Origin of the sequence: Nocardioides sp. (genome assembly GCF_014360585.1) — a bacterium.
Lineage (GTDB): Bacteria > Actinomycetota > Actinomycetes > Propionibacteriales > Nocardioidaceae > Nocardioides.
Genome location: NZ_JACIXG010000094.1, coordinates 1 through 19,453, shown reverse-complemented (window position 1 = coordinate 19,453; position 19,453 = coordinate 1). Strand labels below are relative to the sequence as shown.

Genomic DNA, 19,453 nt, shown 5'->3' with positions numbered 1-19,453 from the left:
GTTGTCGACTCCGCCTTGGGTCTCTTGAGCCCACTTCTGGTAGAGCGTGCTGCTGCCGTCGCGGTAGAGCTTGACCTCGATGCCGTACTTCTCGGTGAACGCCTTGGCCCAGGCAGTAGTCGCGGACTCTGTCGTACCGGCGTAGAGGCTGACCTCACCTTCTGCCTGAGCCTTCTTCACCAGCTCTTCCATACCGCCGGCGGACTCCGCGTCCACCGGCGCGGATTCGTCGGACTCCCCGCTCGAGGACCCACATCCGGACAGGGCCAGGACAACGGTTACAAACGCGGCAAGAAGCCACTTGCTTCGTCTCACTCGGATCAACCTCCTATGACGACAGCAGAACGAGTACCGAGATGGACGCTGCCGACTCCACCGTCGATCCCGAGAGGTAGGTGACGAGGCCCTGGGAGGAGCTGAGATATGCCGAGCTCGCGAGGACCTCCTATCGCCTCTCACCGCCGGGCACGTGTGATGCCTGTCACTGTCCTGCCAAGTTAGGTCAGTCCCCCAGCCGCCGAAACCACACGCCTGCGACTGGGCCGATCAGCCCGGGCTTATCGGTCTGGCGCATCGCGGTGCACCCACGGACCTCTGCGCGCGGACAGCTGCTCTTATCGGTCGATCACCGATCTGCATGTGGTTTGCAGGCCTCGGTCGTTGACCCCTCGTTCGGGCGATTGAGACGATCGTCACACCAGCAGCCCGAGCGGTCCGCGGCCCGATGAGCCGCCCCGACCCTGGCCTCCGCAGCTGGGTGAGCGGTGCACACCCGCCGCTTCTAGGTCGACGAAGGAGTTTGGCATGCCCGAAAACCCTCTCCCCGCCGGAAGGTGGCGCGGCCGTCTACCGAGCGTCATCGCTGCCCTCGGCACCGCCCTCGCCCTCGGCGGCGGCCTGCTCACCGCAGCCCATGCGGAGCCGACGTCGTCCGCCGCGGCGCAGGCCGACCGCTCGGCACCGCTCGGCCTGACGGTGAAGACGCCGTACGGCGCCGTACGCGGCCGCGAGCTCGATGGAGCTCAAGCGTTTCTCGGCATGCCGTTCGCGCAACCGCCGGTCTACGACCTCGCCTGGAAGGCCCCGGTCGAGCCCGAGCGCTGGAGCGGTCTCCGCGACGCCACCGAGCAGGAGGCCGCGTGCCTGCAGTTCCAACCCACGGGCGTCAAGAACGACCAGCCGACCAGCCTCGACTGCCTCTACCTCGACGTCTACCGACCCAGCCGCATCCGCAAGGGAGAGAAGCTCCCCGTGCTGGTCTTCTACCACGGTGGCGCGGGGACGCAGGGGTCCGGCGTCCTCTACGGCGGTCAGACCATGGCCGACCGCAACGACGTCATCGTGGTGAGCACCAACTACCGGCTCGGCGCAGCAGGCAACCTGGCATTGCCTGGACTCGACGCCGAGAACGCCGCCGCCGGCGGAAACTTCGCCCTCCTCGACCAGGTCGAGGCGCTTACGTGGGTCCGAAAGTCGATCGGTGCCTTCGGAGGCGACCCGAGCGACGTCACCGTCTTCGGCCAGTCCGCCGGTGCCCGGGCGGTGTGCAACCTGCTGGCGACGCCGTTGGCCGAAGGGCTCTTCGACAGCGCGATCATGCAGAGCTCACCATGCCTCGGGGGTGGGACCACCCAGGCGAGGGCGCATCAGAATGGCGAGGCGTTTGCCGACGCCGTCGGATGCGCTCCGGGAGACGAACAGCTCACCTGCCTGCGCAAGGCGTGGCCGGCGAGCCTGGTCCAGGCTTTCGCGACTGACCGGCCCAGCGGGTACGTGGGAACCTCGGCCCTGCCGCAAGCCTCGGGGGACGCCATCTCCTCCGGCAACTGGAACAAGGTGCCGGTCATCGTGGGCAACACCCGGTGGGAGCAGAAGCTGCAGAACCAGCAGCACGCCGACATCTCCGCCGCGGAGTACGAGGCGATGGTGATCGACCAGTTCGGCGAGACTGCCGGCAGGATCGTGCTGGAAGAGTACCCGGCGAGCGACTACGAGCGGCCCTTCTATGCTCTCGCGGCGATGCGGACCGACGCCGGCGCCGGATGCACCGTCGACGTCAACGCCGACCTGTTCCTCGGCCAGGACGTTCCGGTCTACCGTTATCACTTCGACGACCCGACCAGCCCGACCCTGTTCGGGTTTCAGCCCGAGGGCATAGACATGTCCAGCGCCCACAGCGGCGAGCTGGCCTATCTGTTCGACTTCACCCTCGGCGACCGGCCGTTGACCGCACAGCAGCAGAAGCTCGGAGACTCGATGCAGGCATACTGGGCTGCCTTTGCGCGCAGCGGCAAGCCGCAGGCCAAGGGCGAGGTCACCTGGCCGCGCCACACCGCCGACGGTGACAAGGCGCTCCGCTTAGCGCCCCGGATCGAGGTGATCACCGGGCTCCGCGAGCTCCACAACTGCGAGTTCTTCGAGAACCTGCCGTAGTCGTCGACCCAGAGCCTGCCCCGAGCGCTCGCCCGGGGCAGGCTCCATCTCATCTCACAGGAATCGGACAGCAAGCCCACGGTGGCCCCGAAGCCTGGTCGGCGATGTTGATCCCATGACCACCAACATCACACGTCGTACCGCCATCGCCGCCCTCTGCGGAGCACTCCTCGTCGGGGTCAGCGCCTGCGGGGCAGACACCAGCAGCTCGTCTGCCATCTCTTCGTCCGCAGGAAGTCCCGCCGACACGCCCCCGGGCGGAGCCGGCATGAGCAGCAGCACCACCGACGCCGCTCAGGAGCTCATCGACGCCGGCATCGCAGACGCGTTCACCCAGGAGACCTTCAACGACTCTGAGACGGGCGAGGCCTTGTCCTACAACATCTTCCTGCCCGCCGACTACGACCCGACGAAGGCGTATCCAATGGTCCTCTACATCGCCGACTCCAGTCTCGTCGGACAGGACGTCACCGCGCCGCTCAATCAGTACGGTGCGCTGATCTGGGCCAGCGAGGCCGAGCAGGCCAAGCACGAGAGCATCGTCGTCGTACCGGAGTATCCCTCGGTCATCATCGACGACCACGGCAGCTTCACCACCACCGACTACGTCGACATGACCGCCCGCCTCGTCCAGAACATCGGGGACGAATACAACGTCGACACCGACCGCGTCTACGGCACCGGCCAGTCGATGGGCGCCATGACCGTGATGTACCTCGCCGCGCAGCAGCCCGAGCTGTTCGCCGCGGAGCTGATCGTCTCCGGCCAGTGGGACCCCGACCAGCTCCAAGGCCTCACCGAGGAGACATTCACCTACGTCGCCGCCGCCGGCGACGAGAACTCCAGCGGCGGCCAGAGCGACGTGGAGGCACTTCTCGATGACGCCGGCGTGGCGTACGCGACCGGCAGCGACTGGGACGCGACCTGGGACACCGCAAAGCTCGACGCCGCCGCACAGGAGATGTACGCCTCAGGCGACGCCGCGAACTTCGCCACCTTCGCAGCAGGCACCGTCCTCACCGCCAGCGGACAGTCCGCCGACTCCTCCGGCGCCGGCAGCAGCGAGCACATGGCATCCTTCGAACCTGCCTACAAGATCGAGGCGCTTCGTGACTGGCTCTTCGAACAGTCCGCCGCCTGACACGCTGTCGACCCGGCCCGTACAGCACAAGGAGACCTGACATGGCCAACATCCATCGCATCACCCGCCTGTCCGTCACGCCGGTCAAGGGCCTTCAGCTGCACCACCCGAGTTCCATCGAACTGACCGCGAACGGAGTGGCCGGCGATCGCACGTTCGTCCTCGTCGACGAGAACGGGAGGCTGCAGAGCTGCACGCACAACCAACGCCTGCTCGAGCTGCGTGCGGCCTACGATCCTGCCCGGTGCCACTTGACCATCCGCCGGGGCAGCGACGTCGTGGCCGACGGAGTCATCAGGGCAGGCGGCGATGTCCGGGTAGATCTTCACGGTCTCCGCAGCGTGTCGGCTACCGAGATCGCGGACTCGTCCTGGAGCAAGTTCTTCTCCGACCTCATCGATAAGCCGGTACGCCTCCTCCGAGCACTGGAGCCGGCCTTCGACGTACAACCGGCGACGCTGATCGGAACCGCGTCCAGCAGTGAACTCGCACGGCGCTCTTGCCTGGGGAATATCGATGCTCGGCGGTTTCGCATGCTCATCGAGTTCGACACAGACGAGCCGCACGTCGAAGACTCCTGGGACGGAGCGATCCTGCGGGCGGGATCGGCGGTCCTGCGCGGCGGCGGCCCGGTCAAGCGCTGCGCCGCAACCACACGCAACCCGGAGCACGGTGAGATCGATCTTCATACGCTGCGGATGATCACCGCATATCGGGGACGCCGGCAGACGGTCCTCGGTCCCGGTGCGACTTTCGGCACCTACGCGGAGGTCCTCGAGCCAGGGACGATCAACGTCAGCGACACCCTGTCGGTCATGAAGTGACCGGCACGCCATAGACGGCTTAGCTCTGCCGTCATGACGCACCGGTCGGAGAACCCCCAGGAGGGCGACCATCAAGGTCGACGCCCCGGGGGCTGGCGGAAACCACCGCTCCGTTCGCTACGCGAGGTGGGCGGCCAGCTCGTCGGCGACCTCGGGGTTGTCCGCGAGCCAGTCAGCGGCCGCCTCCTCCTCCTCGCCCTGCTCGTAGTCGTTCACGATCATGCCCTCGATCGTGCCGAACTCCTCCTCGGTGAGCGTGAAGTTGCTCATCATCTCGGCTACCTCGGGCTGGTCATCGGAGAACCCCTCACGAGCGAGCACGTGCAGGTCCTCAGGCTCGCCAAACGCGCCCTCGGGGTCCTCGAGGGCCTTGATCGGGAAGTTGAGGTTCGCCCAGAACGGCTTCCACATCGTGATCACAATCGGTTCCTCGGCTTTGGTGGCCTTTCCCAGTTCGGTCAACATCGCCGGGGTGGAGGAGAGCTGGAGCTCGAAGTCCTTGTCGAGCCCGTAAGCGGGAACCACGTCTTCCTTCGTCATCCGAGTAAGACCGGCACCAGGCTCGATTCCGGTGATCGTCCCGTCGAACTCGTCGGCGTGCGCGGGAAGGTCGTCGATGGAATTGATGTCCTCCATGTAGTCCGGCACCGCGAGGAACGACGTCGCGCCCTCGAAGAAGACACCCAGGTCCTCGAGATCCTTGCCGTAAGTGTCCATGTAGGTCTTGTGCGTGAGCTCTGGCCAAGCCGACGACAGGACGTCGATATCGCCCTTGGACAAGGCGGTGTACATCGGCGCGTTGTCGTTGAGCTCCGTGATCTCCACGGTGTAGCCGTTGTCTTCCATGACGTTCTTGAGGACGTACGTCGTCGCGGACTGGTCGGTCCACCCGGGGATGACGCCCATGGTGATCGTCTTGTCGGCGCCATCGGCGCCACCGTCGCTGCCACAGCCGGTGGCCACCAGCGCTACGGCGAGCATCGCTACGCCGAGTCGGGCAGGCACGGACAGGTGTCGTTTGAACATGGTCGGTTGTTCCTCTCTGGGCTCTGCCGGGGGCAGGGCGGGGTGTTGCGCCTAGGCGCCGATCTTGGTGTGGACGTCGGATGCCGTGACCAGGTCCTCCGACCCGTCGGGCTGGTTCTCGTCGGCAGCGACTTCGCCGACGTCCGACTTCGCCTTGCGACGGAACCTGCCGAGATGGCCGCCCTGCCCGAGCGCCGCGGTGACCCGGTCGAGATAGACCGCGAGGATGACGACAGCGAGACCGGCCTCGAAGGCGAGCCCGAGATCGCCGGTGGCGATGGCCGCGGTGACCTCACCGCCGAGTCCGCGAGCGCCGACGAGGCCGGCGATGACCGCCATCGACAGAGCCAGCATGATGACCTGGTTGATCCCCGCCATGATGGTCGGCATCGCGAGTGGCAACTGCACGCCGAAGAGAGTCTGCCGGGGGGTCGCGCCGAAGGCTTGAGCAGCCTCGACGACCTCTGCATCGACGTTGCGGATACCCAGCTCGGTCAGTCGTACGCCAGGTGCGACGGCGAAGATGATGGTGGCGACGACACCCGGGACGTAGCCGATGCCGAAGAGGAAGACCACCGGCACCAACCACACGAACGCCGGCATCGTCTGCATGAGGTCGAGGGCCGGGCGAACCACCTTGCTCGTTCGGTCGCTGCGCGCGGCGAGCACGCCCAGCGGGATCCCGATCACCACGGCAACCACCGTGGAGACGAGCACGAGAGCGAGGGTCTCCATGGCGGTGGCCCACTGATCCATGCCGATCACGAGCAGAAGGCCCACGAGCGCCACCGCAGCGATCCGCCAGCCGGAGACCAGCAGCGCGAGCAGCGCGAAGATCAGGGCCATCAGTACGGCTCCGGGCGCGTCGAGTGCCGTGACCAGGCCCTCGACGGCGACGTCGATGACCGTGCTGAACGCGTCGAAGAGCCACTCGAGGTTCGCGGTGACCCAGTCGAAGACTCCTTCGAACCAGTCACCGACCGGGATCCGCGGGACGTTGACGAACTCGACTGCACTCATCGTGCGGTCACCTCCATAGGGGTGGTGTCGGAAGCAGGATCTGCGCTCGCGTCATGGGCCGCGTCCGCGGCGAGCTGTCCGAGTGCCTGCAGGAGCGTTGCGCGGCTCAGGACGCCGACCAGCCTTCGTCGGCTGTCGACGACGGCGAGGTCTCCCTCGCAGTCGGCGCACGCGCCCAGCACCTCGGAGAGTCGGGTATCGGCGTCGACGGCGGCGACCGTGCCCGCCACCGGCTGTCCGAGCAGCCTGCCGTCGCCGGCGGCCGGGATGGTCATGACGGAGCGGGCAGTGAGGACGCGGGTACGGTCGACGTCCTGGACGAACTGGGCGACGAACTCGTTCGCCGGCTCGTTGAGGATCTCCTCCGCTGTGCCGTTCTGGACGATCCGACCGTCACGCATCATCGCGATCCGGTCGCCCAGGCGCATCGCCTCGTTGAGGTCGTGGGTGATGAACAGGATCGTCTTTCCGAGCTTGCTCTGGAGTTCGACGAGCTGGTCCTGCATCTCACGCTTGATGAGCGGGTCGAGGGCGCTGAACGCCTCGTCCATGAGCATGATGTCGGTGCCGGCAGCCAATGCTCTGGCCAGGCCGACGCGCTGCCGCATGCCTCCGGAGAGCTGTTCGGGAAGCGACCCCTCCCACCCCTCGAGCCCCACCATCGCGAGGGCTTCGGTCGCGCTGCGCTCGCGCTCCGCGCGGTTGACGCCCTTGAGCTGCAGCCCGTAGGCGGCGTTCTCGCCGACGGTGCGGTGCGGCAGTAGCGCGAAGTGCTGGAAAACCATGCTGACCTTCTCGCGCCGCGCCGTTCGCAGCTGCTTGTCGTTCATCTTGACGATGTCCTCGCCACAGACGGTCAGCTCGCCGGCCGTGGGAGCCCACAGCCCGTTGACCATGCGGATCAGCGTCGACTTGCCGGAACCAGAGAGTCCCATGACGACGAAGATCTCACCTTCGCGCACCTCGAAGCTCGCGTCGATGACGGCTGCAGTGAGTCCGTCCTCGCGCAGTTCCTCGCGAGTTGCACCCGCCTTAAGGCGCGCGACGCCTGCTGCGGGACGCTTTCCGAAGACCTTGTAGGTCCCATGAGCCTCGATCGCGTTCATAAACTCCGACTCCAGTCGTTGATCGCTGCACCGCTCGGGCTACCGTGTGGCGCACGTCTCACAATCTGTGATCACAGATCAGACTAGGTGTGGCTTAGAACACTGTCAAGGGTCCGATTGGAGCCGAAACGAGGCTTTGACGTCGGCGAAACACCCCGAGGTACGCGCCGCGCGGTCGCCAACAGAGCGGCGCTCGCCTCGGTTCGAGAGGCGAGCGCCGACAGGTCCTGACGCCCGTGGCACAGCGGCCGGGGCGGGTGACGGGGCCTCGGTCAGGCGGAGGCGACCGCCTCGTCAGCATCGCTCTTCTCGGCCGCCAAGCGCCGGCGGATCTCCTCCGCCGCGACCTCGAGGGAGGCGTCGGAGGTGGCGACGGCCGCTGCCGGGTCGTGCGCCCGGGCCGCCTCGACGAGATCGCCCTGATAGCGCCAGAGCACTTCGTTGGAGGTGCTGGAGTCGAAGGTCGACTTGATGCCGAGCGTCTTGTAGGCGCGGCACTGGACCCACAGATTCTGGATCGTCTTCACCAACACCGGGTTGCCGCTCGCCTCGAAGAGCGCGGTCAGCACCGCCTCGTCGCGGCGCAGATGATCCTCCAGCCGGCCCTCGGCGATAGCTGCGCGCATGAAGCCGTACTCGGCCTCCATGCGCGCACACCCTTCGGCCGTGATGCGCTCCGCGCCGAGGCGGGCGGCCTCGCGCTCGAGCACCTTGCGGACGTCGTAGACGTGGATCAGCTCCTCGAGCGTGAGTCCCTTGACCACCGCGCCCTTGTGTGGCTCTCGCTCGGCGAACCCGCCCTCTTCGAGCCGCCGGATAGCCTCTCTGACCGGCATCACGCTGGTGCCGACCTGCTCGGCGACATCCCGGATGCGCAGCCGGGACCCGGCTGGCAGCTCACCGCTGACGATCGCCTTGTGGAGGACGTCGTAGACCTGGTCCGCAAGAAGCGTCGGCTGCAGCGGCTTGGAGAGATTCACAGGTTAAGAATAGATCACTTATCACAGTCTCGGGCGGTCACAGGGCAGCTCGTCATGTTGCCTGGCCTAATCCCCTGCGGCACCCTGAGCCTGAGTAGCCAGGTGGGCACGGATGCGGGCCCTGGCCTCTTCCAGCGACTCGTTCGACGCAGCGAGCGCGGCCGCACCGTCGCGATCGCGCGCGGCGACGAGAAGATCGTGCTGATGGCGCCACAGCGAGTCGTCGGTGGATGCCTCCACGGCACCGACGATCTTGTAGGCGCGGCACTGACGCCACAGGCCGGTGATGGTCGAGACGAGCACGGGGTTGCGCGAGGCTCGATAGAGGGTGGCCAGGAATGCTTCGTCGAGATCGAGCATCTCGACGATCTGCCCCTGCTTGATCGCCGCGCGCAGCTTCTCGTACGTCTCCTCCATCGACTCGACCTCGTCGGCCATGATCCCGGCGGCGCCCAGACGTGCCGCCTCGCCCTCCAACAGCAGTCGGGTGTCGTAGACGTGGAGCAGCTCCGCAAGGCTCAGCTCCTTGACCACGGCTCCCTTGTGTGGCTGGCGCTCTGCCAGACCGGACTCCTCCAGTCGACGGATCGCCTCCCTGACGGGCATCACACTGGTGCCGACCTGCTCGGCGATATCTCGGATCCGCAGTCGGGAGCCAGCCGGGAGCTCGCCGCTCATGATCGCGTCATGGAGGACGGCGTGGACCTTGTCCGCCAAGAGGGTCGACTCGACGCGCGTTGAGATGCTCACAGATCAAAGATACGCATTCAGGGCCCCCGCGCCCGCAGAAAGAGCAAAGATCTCACTCTTGCGTGATCTGTGATCACACTTTAAGTTGTGGTGCAGGCCACGTTCTTCGCGCACCAGCGACGTGGCATCCGCTCGCCTCAGACCCTTCGGAGACTGGTATGACCACCACCCAGAACCGCCCGACCGTACGTCGTTCCGAGACCTCGCTCATCACCGCGGCTGACCTTCCGCCTCACGGCCACTTCGTCAACGGAACCTTCCAGGGCGGACAGGAGGCCGAAGCGTTCGACATCGTCGACCCGGCGACCGAGGCGCTCATCGCCCGCGTTCCCAACGGCGCGGCGGCAGACGTCGAGAATGCCGTCCAGGCTGCGCTGGCGGCGAAGGCCGCCTGGGGACGGCTGCTCCCCAAGGCTCGCTCGGAGGTGCTGCACGCGATCGCCGACCGCATCGCCGAGAACGCCGAGGTTCTCGTCCGCCTCGAGGCCGCGAACACCGGCAAGCCGATCAGTGCGGCTCGCGACGACGTGGACGGCACCGTCGACACGTTCCGCTTCATGGCCGGAGCGCTGCGCGCCACCACCAGCATGGCAGCCGGCAACTACGCCGAGGACCATCTCTCCCTGATCCTGCGCGAGCCTCTCGGCGTCGTGGGAGTCGTCACACCGTGGAACTACCCCCTGCTGATGGCGGCGTGGAAGCTCGCTCCGATCCTGGCGGCCGGGAACACCGTTGTGATCAAGCCGTCCGAGCAGACCCCACTGAGCACCCTGAAGCTGGCCGAGCTGATCGCCGACCTGATTCCGGCCGGCGTGCTCAACGTCGTCACCGGGCTCGGTCCGGTCGTCGGCGCCGGCCTGACGGCCCACCCGGACGTCGACATGATCGCCCTGACCGGTTCGGTCAACAGCGGCAAGGCCGTCGCCCGTGGCGCGGCCGAGTCGCTCAAGCGCGTGCACCTCGAGCTCGGCGGCAAGGCACCCGTCGTCGTCTTCGAGGACGCCGACCTCGCCGAGACCGCTGCAGCTCTGCGTGTCGCCAGCTTCTACAACACCGGCCAGGAGTGCGGCGCCGCCTGCCGGATCCTCGTCCAGGAGTCCGTCGCGGAGGAGTTCATCGGTCATCTCACCCGCGAGGTCGAGGCGATCGTCGTGGGCGACCCCGGCGCCGGCGAGGACGTCGAGGTCGGCCCAGTGGTCTCGAAGGCGCACTTCGATCGGGTCGCCGGCTTCCTCGAGCGAGCAGCCGCTGATGGTGTCCGAGCCGCGGCCGGCGGCGCCGTCCTCGAGGGTTCCGGCTACTTCGTCGCGCCGACGGTGCTCGTCGACGTACCCGAAGGTGCCGAGTGCGCCCGCGAGGAGATCTTCGGCCCGGTCGTGACCGTCGAGACCTTCGCCACCGAGGAGGAGGCCGTACGCCGCGCGAACGACACCCGCCTCGGCCTCGCGGCCTCGGTCTGGACGGAGAGCGGACGCCGCGGCCACGATGTCGCCGCTCGCCTGGACGCCGGCACCGTGTGGGTCAACGCCCACCTCGTGCTCGCCAACGAAGTGCCGTGGGGTGGCTTCAAGGGGTCCGGGTACGGCCGGGACCTGTCGATCTACGCGCTCGACGACTACTCCCGCACCAAGCACGTCATGCACAACCACGCCCGCTGACGCGAGCTGCCGCCCTCCCCTCCCCCGGATCCGTCCGAGCAGAAAGAGACACGCGTCACCTCTTGTGTGATCTGTGATCACAAGTTTAGAGTAGTGACACACCGCACACCCAAGGAGTTCTCATGAAGGATGTCGTCGTCATCGGCGCAGGTCTCGCTGGCCTCTCCGCAGCCTGGAGGCTGCGCGCCACTGACCTGCTCGTCCTGGAGGCCGACGAACGCGTCGGCGGCCGCATCCAGTCGCAGCGTCGCGGCGACTACTGGCTCAACTGGGGCGGCCACGTCTTCGCCGGCACGGAGTCCTCCACCGAGGAACTGCTCAACGAGACCGGTGTCGAGGCCGTCGACGTCCCCGGCTCGCTGCAGGCGCTCTCGATGAACGGCACGCTGATCCGCAAGGGCCACATCGCGACGTATCCCCTGCGGATCAAGATGCCGATGCGGGACCGTCTCGCCACTGTCCGCGCCGGTCTGAAGGTCGTCGCGGGCGTGGCGAGATACACCCGCGTCGTCCGCAAGCGGGCCGGCGAGACGGGCGCGTCGCGCCAGCAGCGCATCTACGACTTCGCCAACGACCAGACCTTCGACGACTACGTCGGGGAGCTTCCCGAGGACGCGGCCGCGCTCTTCAAGACCACCGTGACCCGGTCGGCCGGCAACATGGACCAGATCTCCGCCGGCGCCGGGATCGGCTACTTCAGCCTCGTCCTCGGCTTCGGCCAGGGCCTCGGTCGCGGCATCGTCGGTGGCCCGTCGACGCTGACCCATGCGGTCGCGGACACGCTCGGCGATCGACTCCAGCTCGGCGCCGCGGTCACGGAGGTCGTCAACAAGCCGGACTCCGTCGTGGTCCGCTACCGCCAAGGCGGCATCGACCACGAGGTGGAGGCCCGCTGCGTCGTGCTGGCCACGACGGCCGACGTATCTCACCGCGTCGGTGTCGACCTCCCCGCCGACCTGCGCCACGCCTTGGGCCAGATCAAGTACGGGCCCCACGTGAGCACCGCGTTCCTCACCAACGAGACCACGCCGCAGCACTGGGACGACATCTACGCGATCGCCGCCCCGAAGCGCTCTTTCGCAATCGCGCTCAACCAGGCCAGCATCGTCCGGGGCAACGAGACCGTCCGCAAACCGGGCGGCTCCTTCATGACCTTCTCCCCCGCGGCACTCGGCCAAGCGCTCCTCGACCTGCCCGAGGACGAGGTCATCGAGACCCACCTGAAAGACCTGTCCGAGGTGCTGGGGACGCCCGACTTCGCGTCGACCGTCGTCGAGGCCAAGGTCGAGCGGTGGGCGGTTGCTTCGCCGTACAGCTTCCCGGGCAGGGCCGAGCTCCAGCCGACCCTCCTCCGCGGCGCCGACCGGGTCTTCCTGGCCGGCGACTACCTCGGGACGCTCTACACCGAGACCTCGATCACCACCGGCTTCCACGCTGCCGACAACGTAAAGAACGTGCTGACCTCCGACCGGGAGCGTTGCGCACACGTCACCACCACCCCCGAAGGGAACCTCGCATGACCACCGAGCTCCGCGGCGTACTGACCGCCCTCACGACCCCGTTCAACTCCGACGAGACGATCGACGTCGCCACGCTGCGCAAGGTCGTCGACCGCTCCATCGACGCAGGCGTCAACGGCGTCGTCGCCGCCGGATCCACGGGTGAGGTCGGCTCGCTCTCCTCCGACGAGCGCCTCCTGCTCGTCGACACGGTCATCGAGGCGACCGCGGGCCGTGTGCCCGTCGTCGCACAGACCGGTGCGACCACCACGGCTGAGGCGATCCGGCTCTCGCAGGCGGCCCAGAAGAGCGGCGCCGACGTGCTGATGCTCCTGACGCCGTTCTACGAGCCGCTCTCCGAGGCCGAGACGGTCGCCTACATCAAGGAGGTCGCAGGCTCCGTCGACATCCCGGTGATGCTCTACAACATCCCGCCGGTGACCGGCGTCAACCTCGCGCCCGACGTCGTGCGCTCGCTCGCGACCGAGGTCGACAACATTCGCTACATCAAGGACTCCAGCGCCAACTGGGAGCAGGCGCTGACCCTGATCCACGACCACAGTGACGTCATCGGCACCATCGTCGGCTGGGACGTCTACGCCTACAGCGCGCTGGCCGAGGGGGCCGTCGCCGTGATGGCCGGGGCAGCCAACGTCGTTCCCCGCGAGCTGGTCAGCGTCACCCGTCTCATCGCGGAGGGGGACCTCCAGAGCGCGCTGGCCGAGTGGAAGCGCGTCTACCCCGTCATCGCCCACCTCTTCTCGACCGGCTTCATCCCGGGCATCAAGGCCGGTCTCGAGCTGCAAGGACTTCCGGTCGGGATCCCCCGCCGTCCGCTGGCCCCGCTTGCCGACGCGGACGTCGAGGGCCTACGCGTCCTGCTCGATGCCCTTGCCAAGGAGGAGGTCTGACGTGGATGCCGCGACCGACGTCCTGGTAGGCATCGCCAACCTGCTCTGGTCGGCGCCGATGGCCTACGTGGTCCTCGGGCTCGGTGTGATCCTGACCGTGGCGATGAAGGGCGTGCAGTTCCGGCGCATGCCGGACATGCTGCGCCAGCTCCGCGAGGACAACCACGCGGCCGGTGGCCTCTCCTCCTACCAGGCGCTCGTGATGGCGCTGGCCAGCCGGGTCGGTGTGGGCAGCATCGCCGGGGTCGCGACAGCGATCGGCGCGGGTGGGCCGGGAGCGCTGCTCTGGATGGCCGTCACCGGTCTCGTCGGCTGCACCGTCGGCTACGCCGAGGCCACGCTCTCCCAGACCTTCAAGCGTCGGGTCGAGGACAAGGATCGCCGTGATGCCAACGAGGACATCGGCGGCATGCCGTACTACATCAGGTACGGCCTCAATCTGCCGAAGGTCGGCGCGCTGGTCGCGCTGCTCGGCCTGGTCGGCTACGGCTTCCTGTTCCCCGGCTTCCAGGTCAGCACGATCGCGGCCAGCTCGAACCGCGCCTTCGGCGTCCCTGCCGTGGTCCCCGCGCTGCTGATCACCGCCATGATCGCGGCGGTCATCTTCGGCGGCACCCACCGCATCGTCAAGGTCACGCAGGTGCTCGTGCCGTTCCTTGCGGTGGGCTATCTCCTGCTCGCGATCGGCGTCATCGCCGTGAACATCCAGGCGGTCCCCGAGGCGATCTCGCTGATCGTCCGCTCCGCGTTCGGCCAGGAGCCGATGCTCGCGGGCATGGCTGGTGCGGCCATCGCCTGGGGTGTTCGCCGCGCCGTCTTCGCTTCCTCCAATGGCCTGGGCGAGGCGACCTTTGCGGCGGCCGCAGCTCGCACGTCCCACCCGGGCAAGCAGGGGCTGGTGCAGACGTTCAGCATCTACATCGACGTACTGCTGATCTGTATGGCGACCGGCCTGATGATGGTCGTATCGGGCGCCTACAACGTCACCGATGCCTCAGGCACGGTCCGGATCGACAACCTGGGCGACGTTCCCGTCGGCCCGAACTGGGTGCAGGCCTCGATCGACACGCTTGCCGCCGGCTGGGGAGCCGGGTTCGTGGCGGTCGCCGTGCTGCTCTTCGGTTTCGCCTGCCTGCTGGCCTACTTCTACGTCGCCAGCTCCAACCTGCTCTACCTGCTCGACGGCAAGACGTCGCTCGGCTGGTCCCGGGTGCTGAAGTTCGGCACCCTCGCCATCGTGTTCATCGGCGGCATCGTCCCGACGGAGATGATCTGGGCCATCGGCGACATCGGGCTCGGCCTCATCACCTGGGTGAACCTCGCCTGCCTGGCCCTGCTCTCGCCGTTGGTCTACAAGATCTACCGCGACTACGAGCGGCAACGCCGCGCAGGTCTCGACCCGGTCTTCGACCCGCAGGCCCTGGGCATCAAGCGGGCAGACTTCTGGGAGCGGACTCCGGTCACCACCGCAGATGAGACGGTACGGTCCGCCCGCGACTGATTCGTCGGGCCGAGCCGGCGCCCACCCAAGCCGGCTCAGCCGCCAGCAGCTCCCCGGTTCAGGGCCGCACAGCCCGACGCCGGGGAGCTGCTGCATCCTGCGTGGCTCCCGCCGCCTCCGCCATCACGTCGCCGAACAGCCGGGCGGCGGGGGTCAGCGTGGCAGGCTCGACGATGAACATCGTGGTCGTCGGTCGCTCATCGATACGGGCCACGCTGACCGCCGTCGGGCGGAACGAGGACACCGACTCCGGAAGCAGCGTGAACCCGACGCCTGCGGCCACGAATCCGAGCGCGGTCTCCTGGTGCACCACCCGTGCGCGGACCTGTGGAAACTCCTGACCGTCGAAGACCGGCCGGATCTCGGCGACGAAGCCCGGCATGTCCCGACCGGGGAAGAAGATCATCGGCTCCGCCGCGAGCTCCTCGGCGCTGACCGACTCCTGGCCCGCCAGCGGGTGGTCCTCGGGAAGGCAGGCGACGATCTCCTCGGTGAAGAGCCGCCTGCTCCGCAGATCGAGCGTGGCTGCCTCACCGCGCACGATCCCGATGTCGATCGAGCCCTCGTGAACACGCTCGACCTGCTCCGCGCTGGTGAGAGGCACCAGCTCGAGCTCGAGATCGGGCGCGACCTCCCTCATCCTGCGGACGGCGCGAGGCAGGATCGAGTAGCTGGCCGAGCTCGGGAAGCCGACGCGCACGCGGCCGGCGCGTCCGGCGGCCACCTCATGGAGGTCGACCGTGGCGAGGTCCACCTGTTCGATGATCGCGACCGCGCGCCGGTAGAGCTCGGCACCTACCGGCGTGAGCCGAACGCTCCGGGTGGTCCGCTCGAAGAGGGGAAAGCCGATCTCTCGTTCGATCCGTTTGATCTGTGCGCTCAGCGGCGCCTGGGACATCTGGAGCCGTTCGGCCGCACGCCCGAAGTGCAGCTCCTCGGCCACGGCCACCACGCACCGCATCTGTCGCACGTCCATGCTGATCATCCTAGGCGCGATTATGCCGTTTCTCGACACAATCCTTGCTCTATTGGTGTTGGACGCACTGTGCTATCAGGCGGTGTACTCGATACATGACCACTCAAGCTCCGGCCCGTAAGGCCGTCATCATCGGCGGCGGCCTGATCGGCCTCTCCATCGCCCGCGCGTTGACCGAACGCGGCCTGAACGACGTCGTCGTGCTCGAGCGGGGCAGCCTCGCCGGCGGCGGCACCGGGAAGTCGTCAGGCATCGTGCGTACCCACTACGGCGTGCCGTCGATCGCGGCGATGGCCTGGCGCAGTCTCCCCGTCTTCGAGCAGCTCGGGGCCGAGGTCGGCTTTCGGCAGACCGGCTACTGCGTGCTCGTCGGCGAGGAGAACGTCGAGCCGCTGCGGGCCAACACCGCGATGCACCAGGGCCTCGGCGTGGACGTCGAGCTGATCGACCGCGAGCGGCTCCAGGAGCTGTGGCCGATGATGAACGTGGACGACGTCGCCTTGGCCTCGTACGAACCCCGCGGCGGCTTCGCCGACGCCACCCAGCTCGCCCTCCAGTTCGGCCAGCAGGCCCGCGCCAACGGGGCCAGGATCCGACAGAACGCCGGGGTGGCCCGCATCCTCACCGAGGGCGACAAGGTCACCGGCGTCGAGCTGCTGGACGGCGAGGTCGTCGACGCCGACATCGTCGTCACCGCGGCCGGATGGTGGTCCGGCAAGCTCATGGCCGACCTCGGCATCGACTTCCCCGTAGAGGCGTATCGCTCGGAGCTCCTGATCGTCGACGCGGGCGAGCGGCTCCCCGACCTGCCGGTCGTCTCGGACCTGGTCAGCCTGCAGTACTGCCGCGTCGAAGGCGCCGGGCAGTTCCTCGTCGGCAACAGCGATCACGAGGACTTCCAGAAGAAGTTCGTCGACCCCGACAACTATTCCAACATCGCCACTGAGGCCGGCATCGAGAAGTACGCCGAGAAACTGATGCACCGCTTCCCGGGATTCCCCGACCCCTCGGTCACCCACACCTACGCCGGCGTCTACGACGTCCCGCCGGACTGGAACCCGGTGATCGCCCCCGTCGGCGGCATCGACGGCCTCGTCCTCTGCGCCGGCTTCGCCGGCCACGGTTTCAAGATCAGCCCCGCGGTCGGTGACCTGGTCGCCGACCTGGTCCTGACGGGCGACAGCACGGACCCCGACATCCCGGCCTCCGACTTCCGACTGGAGCGTTTCGCCGAGGGCACGCCGCTCTCGAGCCTGCACCCCTACGTCGGCGCCGGCGAGATGCGCTGACGTGGGCCGACTGCTCGACCCCACACGGGTCACCCCGCAACCGTGGCTCAACGGTGCCGGCTTCACCCGCGAGCTCGCCTCCGCATCGGCGCCCGACACCGGACTGCTGTGGCGGATCAGCGTCGCGGATCTCGACTGCTCCGCGGACTTCTCGCCGTTCCCGCGCCTGAACCGGCTCTTCGTACCGCTGGGACCGCTGCGGCTCACCGTCGATGGTGAGCCACGCGTCTGCGAGGCGGGCGACCAGGTGCGCTTCTCCGGGGAGGCACGGGTGAGCGCAACGGTCCCGGCCCCGACGAGGGCCCTCAACGTGATGACCCGGCCCGGCGCATATCGAGCGGAGGTGCTCCTCCGTTCCCACGACGGCACGGTCGCCGGCGGATCGACCGTGCTCGCCACAGTCATCCTCGGCAGCCTCGCTGCCGACGTCCATCTTGTGAAGATCAGTGAGGACTTCCATGACTGAGCATCAGCGAGACACCGTCAGCGGCCTGCTCGCCGAGATCGCCGACGTCGGGCGAGACGGTCGGCGGGGTGGCTATTCGAGGCCGGTCCACTCCCCGCCCGAGCACGAGCTGCGCGAGTGGTTCGTCGAGCACGCAGAGCGCCGCGGCCTCGACGTCGAGACGGACCGCAACGGCATCATCTGGGCCTGGCACGGTGGCGTCGGTCCCGGTGCGCTGGTGACCGGGAGCCACCTCGACTCGGTCCCGGGTGGTGGTGCCTTCGACGGCCCCTTGGGCGTCGCTTCAGCCCTCGTCGCCTTCGACGAGCTCACCGCCCGCGGCGTGACCGACCGTCGGGCGATCGCCGTCTTCCCCGAGGAGGAGGGCTCACGCTTCGGGCTAGCCTGCCTCGGCTCGCAGCTGATGACCGGCGTCGTGACGCCGGAACACGCCCTCGGCCTGAAGGATGTGGACGGCCGGACCTACGCGGAGGTCGCCCGCGCGAGCGGGTTCGACCCGGAGCGCTTCGGCGCCGATCCCGAGGCCCTCGGCCGCATCGACACCTTCGTCGAGCTCCACGTCGAGCAGGGCCGTGGGCTGATCGACCTGCAGCGACCGGTCGCAGTGGCCTCCTCGATCCTCGGCCACGGCAGGTGGCGGATCACGGTGGAGGGCGAGGGCAACCACGCCGGCGCCACGCTGATGGCGGACCGTCGCGATCCCATGGTCGCCGCGGCGCAGATCGTGCTCGCGATCCGGTCGCTGGCTTCACTGGTGACGGATGCCCGCGCGACCGTCGGCCGGCTGATCCCCACTCCGGGGGGAACCAACGTCATCGCCTCCCGGGTCGACGTCTGGCTCGACGTGCGCCACCCCGATGACACGACGGTCCAGACGCTCGTCGAGCGGATCCGGGAGGCCGCGACCCTGCTCGCCGCGGAGGAGGGCTGCACCGCCACCCTCGTCCAGGAGTCTTTCAGCCCGACCGTCGACTTCGACGCCGCGCTCCGCGATGACCTCGCCCGCGAGCTCGGCAACGCACCGATCCTCGGCACCGGCGCCGGTCACGACGCCGGCGTGCTCAAGGAGAAGGTGCGTACGGCGATGCTCTTCGTCCGCAACCCGACCGGCGTCTCCCACTCCCCTGCTGAGCACGTCGAGGATCCTGACGCCGAGGCCGGCGCCGCGGCTCTCGCGGACAGCCTCGCCTTCCTGAGCGGCCGGTGACCCGATGACCATGCCATCTCCTACGACGCCGCCTCTTCGCGCGGTGGACGCGGCTGTCGGAGACGCCGCCAGGTGTCACTGCGGCGAGCTGTTCGACACCTGCTCCGGCTGCGGCGCCTCGCGCTGCGCCGCCTGCGAGCCGGTTCGTTCCGAGGACTGTCTCTGGGGTGTGTGAGATTCAGCCCCGAGACAGCTCGACCAGTCGTGCATGGACGTCGGCGGGGATGTCGAAGGTCGGCGACACGGGCTTCTCGATCCATACCGACGGGTCCGCACCCGACTCCTCGGCCCAACGCTCGAGCTGAGCGGCGAGCTGCGCCGGGTAGCCCGGCGTGAGCGTCTCCGGCGAGACGCCGATGATCATCGCACCGACCCCCGGTGAGCGCTCACCGGCTTGGAACGGCGGGGCGTCGCTGGAGAAGGTGCCGCCCGCGATCGTCGCCAGCAGCTCCACGAGCAGCGCGATGTTGCCGCCCTTGTAGCCACCGAACGGGAGCAGCGCACCGGCGATCCCGGCAGCGGCATCGGTGGTCGGCGCACCGCTCGGGTCGACGGCTACGCCTGGGGGGATCGGCTCGCCCCGTTCGGCAGCCGCCCGGACCGCGACCCAGGCCGTCGCGCTGCTGGCCTGGTCGACGAGCAGCCGTCGGCCGTCAGGGAGCGGCA

18 protein-coding genes are annotated in these 19,453 nt (G+C 68.1%); 10 read left to right on the top strand and 8 right to left on the bottom strand.

Annotation, left to right across the window (positions count from 1 at the left end; translation table 11 throughout):
* Positions 1–315: hypothetical protein (locus H5T77_RS22355; RefSeq protein ID WP_292652817.1), on the bottom strand; the 315-nt coding region annotated here is incomplete at its 3' end.
* Positions 316–804: 489 nt separating this feature from the next.
* Between H5T77_RS22355 and H5T77_RS22350 the strand changes: the two genes are divergently transcribed.
* The 3 genes from H5T77_RS22350 to H5T77_RS22340 all read left to right on the top strand — a co-directional run bounded on the left by H5T77_RS22350 (position 805) and on the right by H5T77_RS22340 (position 4,398).
* A complete protein-coding gene (locus tag H5T77_RS22350; RefSeq protein WP_292652816.1) occupies positions 805–2,433 on the top strand; it encodes a carboxylesterase/lipase family protein in 1,629 nt (542 codons plus the stop codon).
* A gap of 268 nt (positions 2,434–2,701) precedes the next feature.
* Positions 2,702–3,574: a carboxylesterase family protein gene (locus H5T77_RS22345; RefSeq protein WP_292652815.1), complete on the top strand. Its 873-nt coding sequence runs from the start codon at positions 2,702–2,704 to the stop codon at positions 3,572–3,574.
* Between the two features lie 41 nt (positions 3,575–3,615).
* Entirely contained in the window at positions 3,616–4,398 is a 783-nt protein-coding gene (locus H5T77_RS22340) for an MOSC domain-containing protein (RefSeq protein WP_292652814.1), read from the top strand.
* Between the two features lie 117 nt (positions 4,399–4,515).
* Here the strand turns inward: H5T77_RS22340 and H5T77_RS22335 are convergent, their stop codons facing one another.
* The 5 genes from H5T77_RS22335 to H5T77_RS22315 form a co-directional block, all read right to left on the bottom strand.
* Positions 4,516–5,424, bottom strand: coding sequence for a glycine betaine ABC transporter substrate-binding protein (locus tag H5T77_RS22335; protein WP_292652813.1), 909 nt, complete (start codon positions 5,422–5,424; stop codon positions 4,516–4,518).
* 51 nt (positions 5,425–5,475) lie between these two features.
* A complete protein-coding gene (locus H5T77_RS22330; protein WP_292652812.1) occupies positions 5,476–6,444 on the bottom strand; it encodes an ABC transporter permease in 969 nt (322 codons plus the stop codon).
* On the bottom strand, positions 6,441–7,550 hold the full coding sequence (locus tag H5T77_RS22325) for a quaternary amine ABC transporter ATP-binding protein (RefSeq protein ID WP_292652811.1): 1,110 nt from the start codon (positions 7,548–7,550) through the stop codon (positions 6,441–6,443). The genes H5T77_RS22330 and H5T77_RS22325 overlap by 4 nt, the downstream gene beginning before the upstream one ends.
* Before the next feature lie 272 nt (positions 7,551–7,822).
* Entirely contained in the window at positions 7,823–8,530 is a 708-nt protein-coding gene (locus H5T77_RS22320) for a GntR family transcriptional regulator (RefSeq protein WP_292652810.1), read from the bottom strand.
* 66 nt (positions 8,531–8,596) lie between these two features.
* Complete coding sequence (locus H5T77_RS22315) at positions 8,597–9,280, bottom strand: GntR family transcriptional regulator (protein WP_292652809.1); 684 nt, start codon at positions 9,278–9,280, stop codon at positions 8,597–8,599.
* Between the two features lie 158 nt (positions 9,281–9,438).
* Here H5T77_RS22315 and H5T77_RS22310 point away from each other — a divergent pair, with 158 nt between their 5' ends.
* From H5T77_RS22310 to H5T77_RS22295, 4 genes are all read left to right on the top strand, one after another.
* Positions 9,439–10,938 carry an aldehyde dehydrogenase family protein gene (locus H5T77_RS22310; RefSeq protein WP_292652808.1) on the top strand — a complete coding sequence of 500 codons (1,500 nt, stop codon included), beginning with the start codon at positions 9,439–9,441 and terminating at the stop codon, positions 10,936–10,938.
* 122 nt (positions 10,939–11,060) lie between these two features.
* The gene (locus H5T77_RS22305; protein ID WP_292652807.1) at positions 11,061–12,458 is read left to right on the top strand and encodes a flavin monoamine oxidase family protein; all 1,398 of its coding nucleotides are present in this window, start codon (positions 11,061–11,063) and stop codon (positions 12,456–12,458) included.
* Entirely contained in the window at positions 12,455–13,348 is an 894-nt protein-coding gene (locus H5T77_RS22300; protein ID WP_292652806.1) for a dihydrodipicolinate synthase family protein, read from the top strand. The genes H5T77_RS22305 and H5T77_RS22300 overlap by 4 nt, the downstream gene beginning before the upstream one ends.
* 1 nt (position 13,349) lies before the next feature.
* On the top strand, positions 13,350–14,849 hold the full coding sequence (locus tag H5T77_RS22295; protein ID WP_292652805.1) for an alanine/glycine:cation symporter family protein: 1,500 nt from the start codon (positions 13,350–13,352) through the stop codon (positions 14,847–14,849).
* 58 nt (positions 14,850–14,907) lie between these two features.
* On the opposite strand, the gene H5T77_RS22290 is transcribed toward H5T77_RS22295, so the two are convergent.
* Positions 14,908–15,825, bottom strand: a complete 918-nt coding sequence (locus tag H5T77_RS22290; protein ID WP_292652804.1) for a LysR family transcriptional regulator — start codon at positions 15,823–15,825, stop codon at positions 14,908–14,910.
* A 95-nt stretch (positions 15,826–15,920) separates the two neighbouring features.
* Here H5T77_RS22290 and H5T77_RS22285 point away from each other — a divergent pair, with 95 nt between their 5' ends.
* From H5T77_RS22285 to H5T77_RS22275, 3 genes are read left to right on the top strand one after another with little or no spacing between them, the layout of a single operon-like run.
* The gene (locus tag H5T77_RS22285; protein WP_292652803.1) at positions 15,921–17,114 is read left to right on the top strand and encodes an NAD(P)/FAD-dependent oxidoreductase; all 1,194 of its coding nucleotides are present in this window, start codon (positions 15,921–15,923) and stop codon (positions 17,112–17,114) included.
* A gap of 1 nt (position 17,115) precedes the next feature.
* Positions 17,116–17,580 (top strand): HutD/Ves family protein, encoded by a 465-nt coding sequence (locus H5T77_RS22280; protein WP_292652802.1) that lies wholly within the window; start codon positions 17,116–17,118, stop codon positions 17,578–17,580.
* On the top strand, positions 17,573–18,787 hold the full coding sequence (locus H5T77_RS22275; RefSeq protein WP_292652801.1) for an allantoate amidohydrolase: 1,215 nt from the start codon (positions 17,573–17,575) through the stop codon (positions 18,785–18,787). The genes H5T77_RS22280 and H5T77_RS22275 overlap by 8 nt, the downstream gene beginning before the upstream one ends.
* Positions 18,788–18,965: 178 nt before the next feature.
* On the opposite strand, the gene H5T77_RS22270 is transcribed toward H5T77_RS22275, so the two are convergent.
* A partial coding sequence (locus tag H5T77_RS22270; protein WP_292652800.1) for an Ldh family oxidoreductase occupies positions 18,966–19,453 on the bottom strand: 488 nt, incomplete at its 5' end.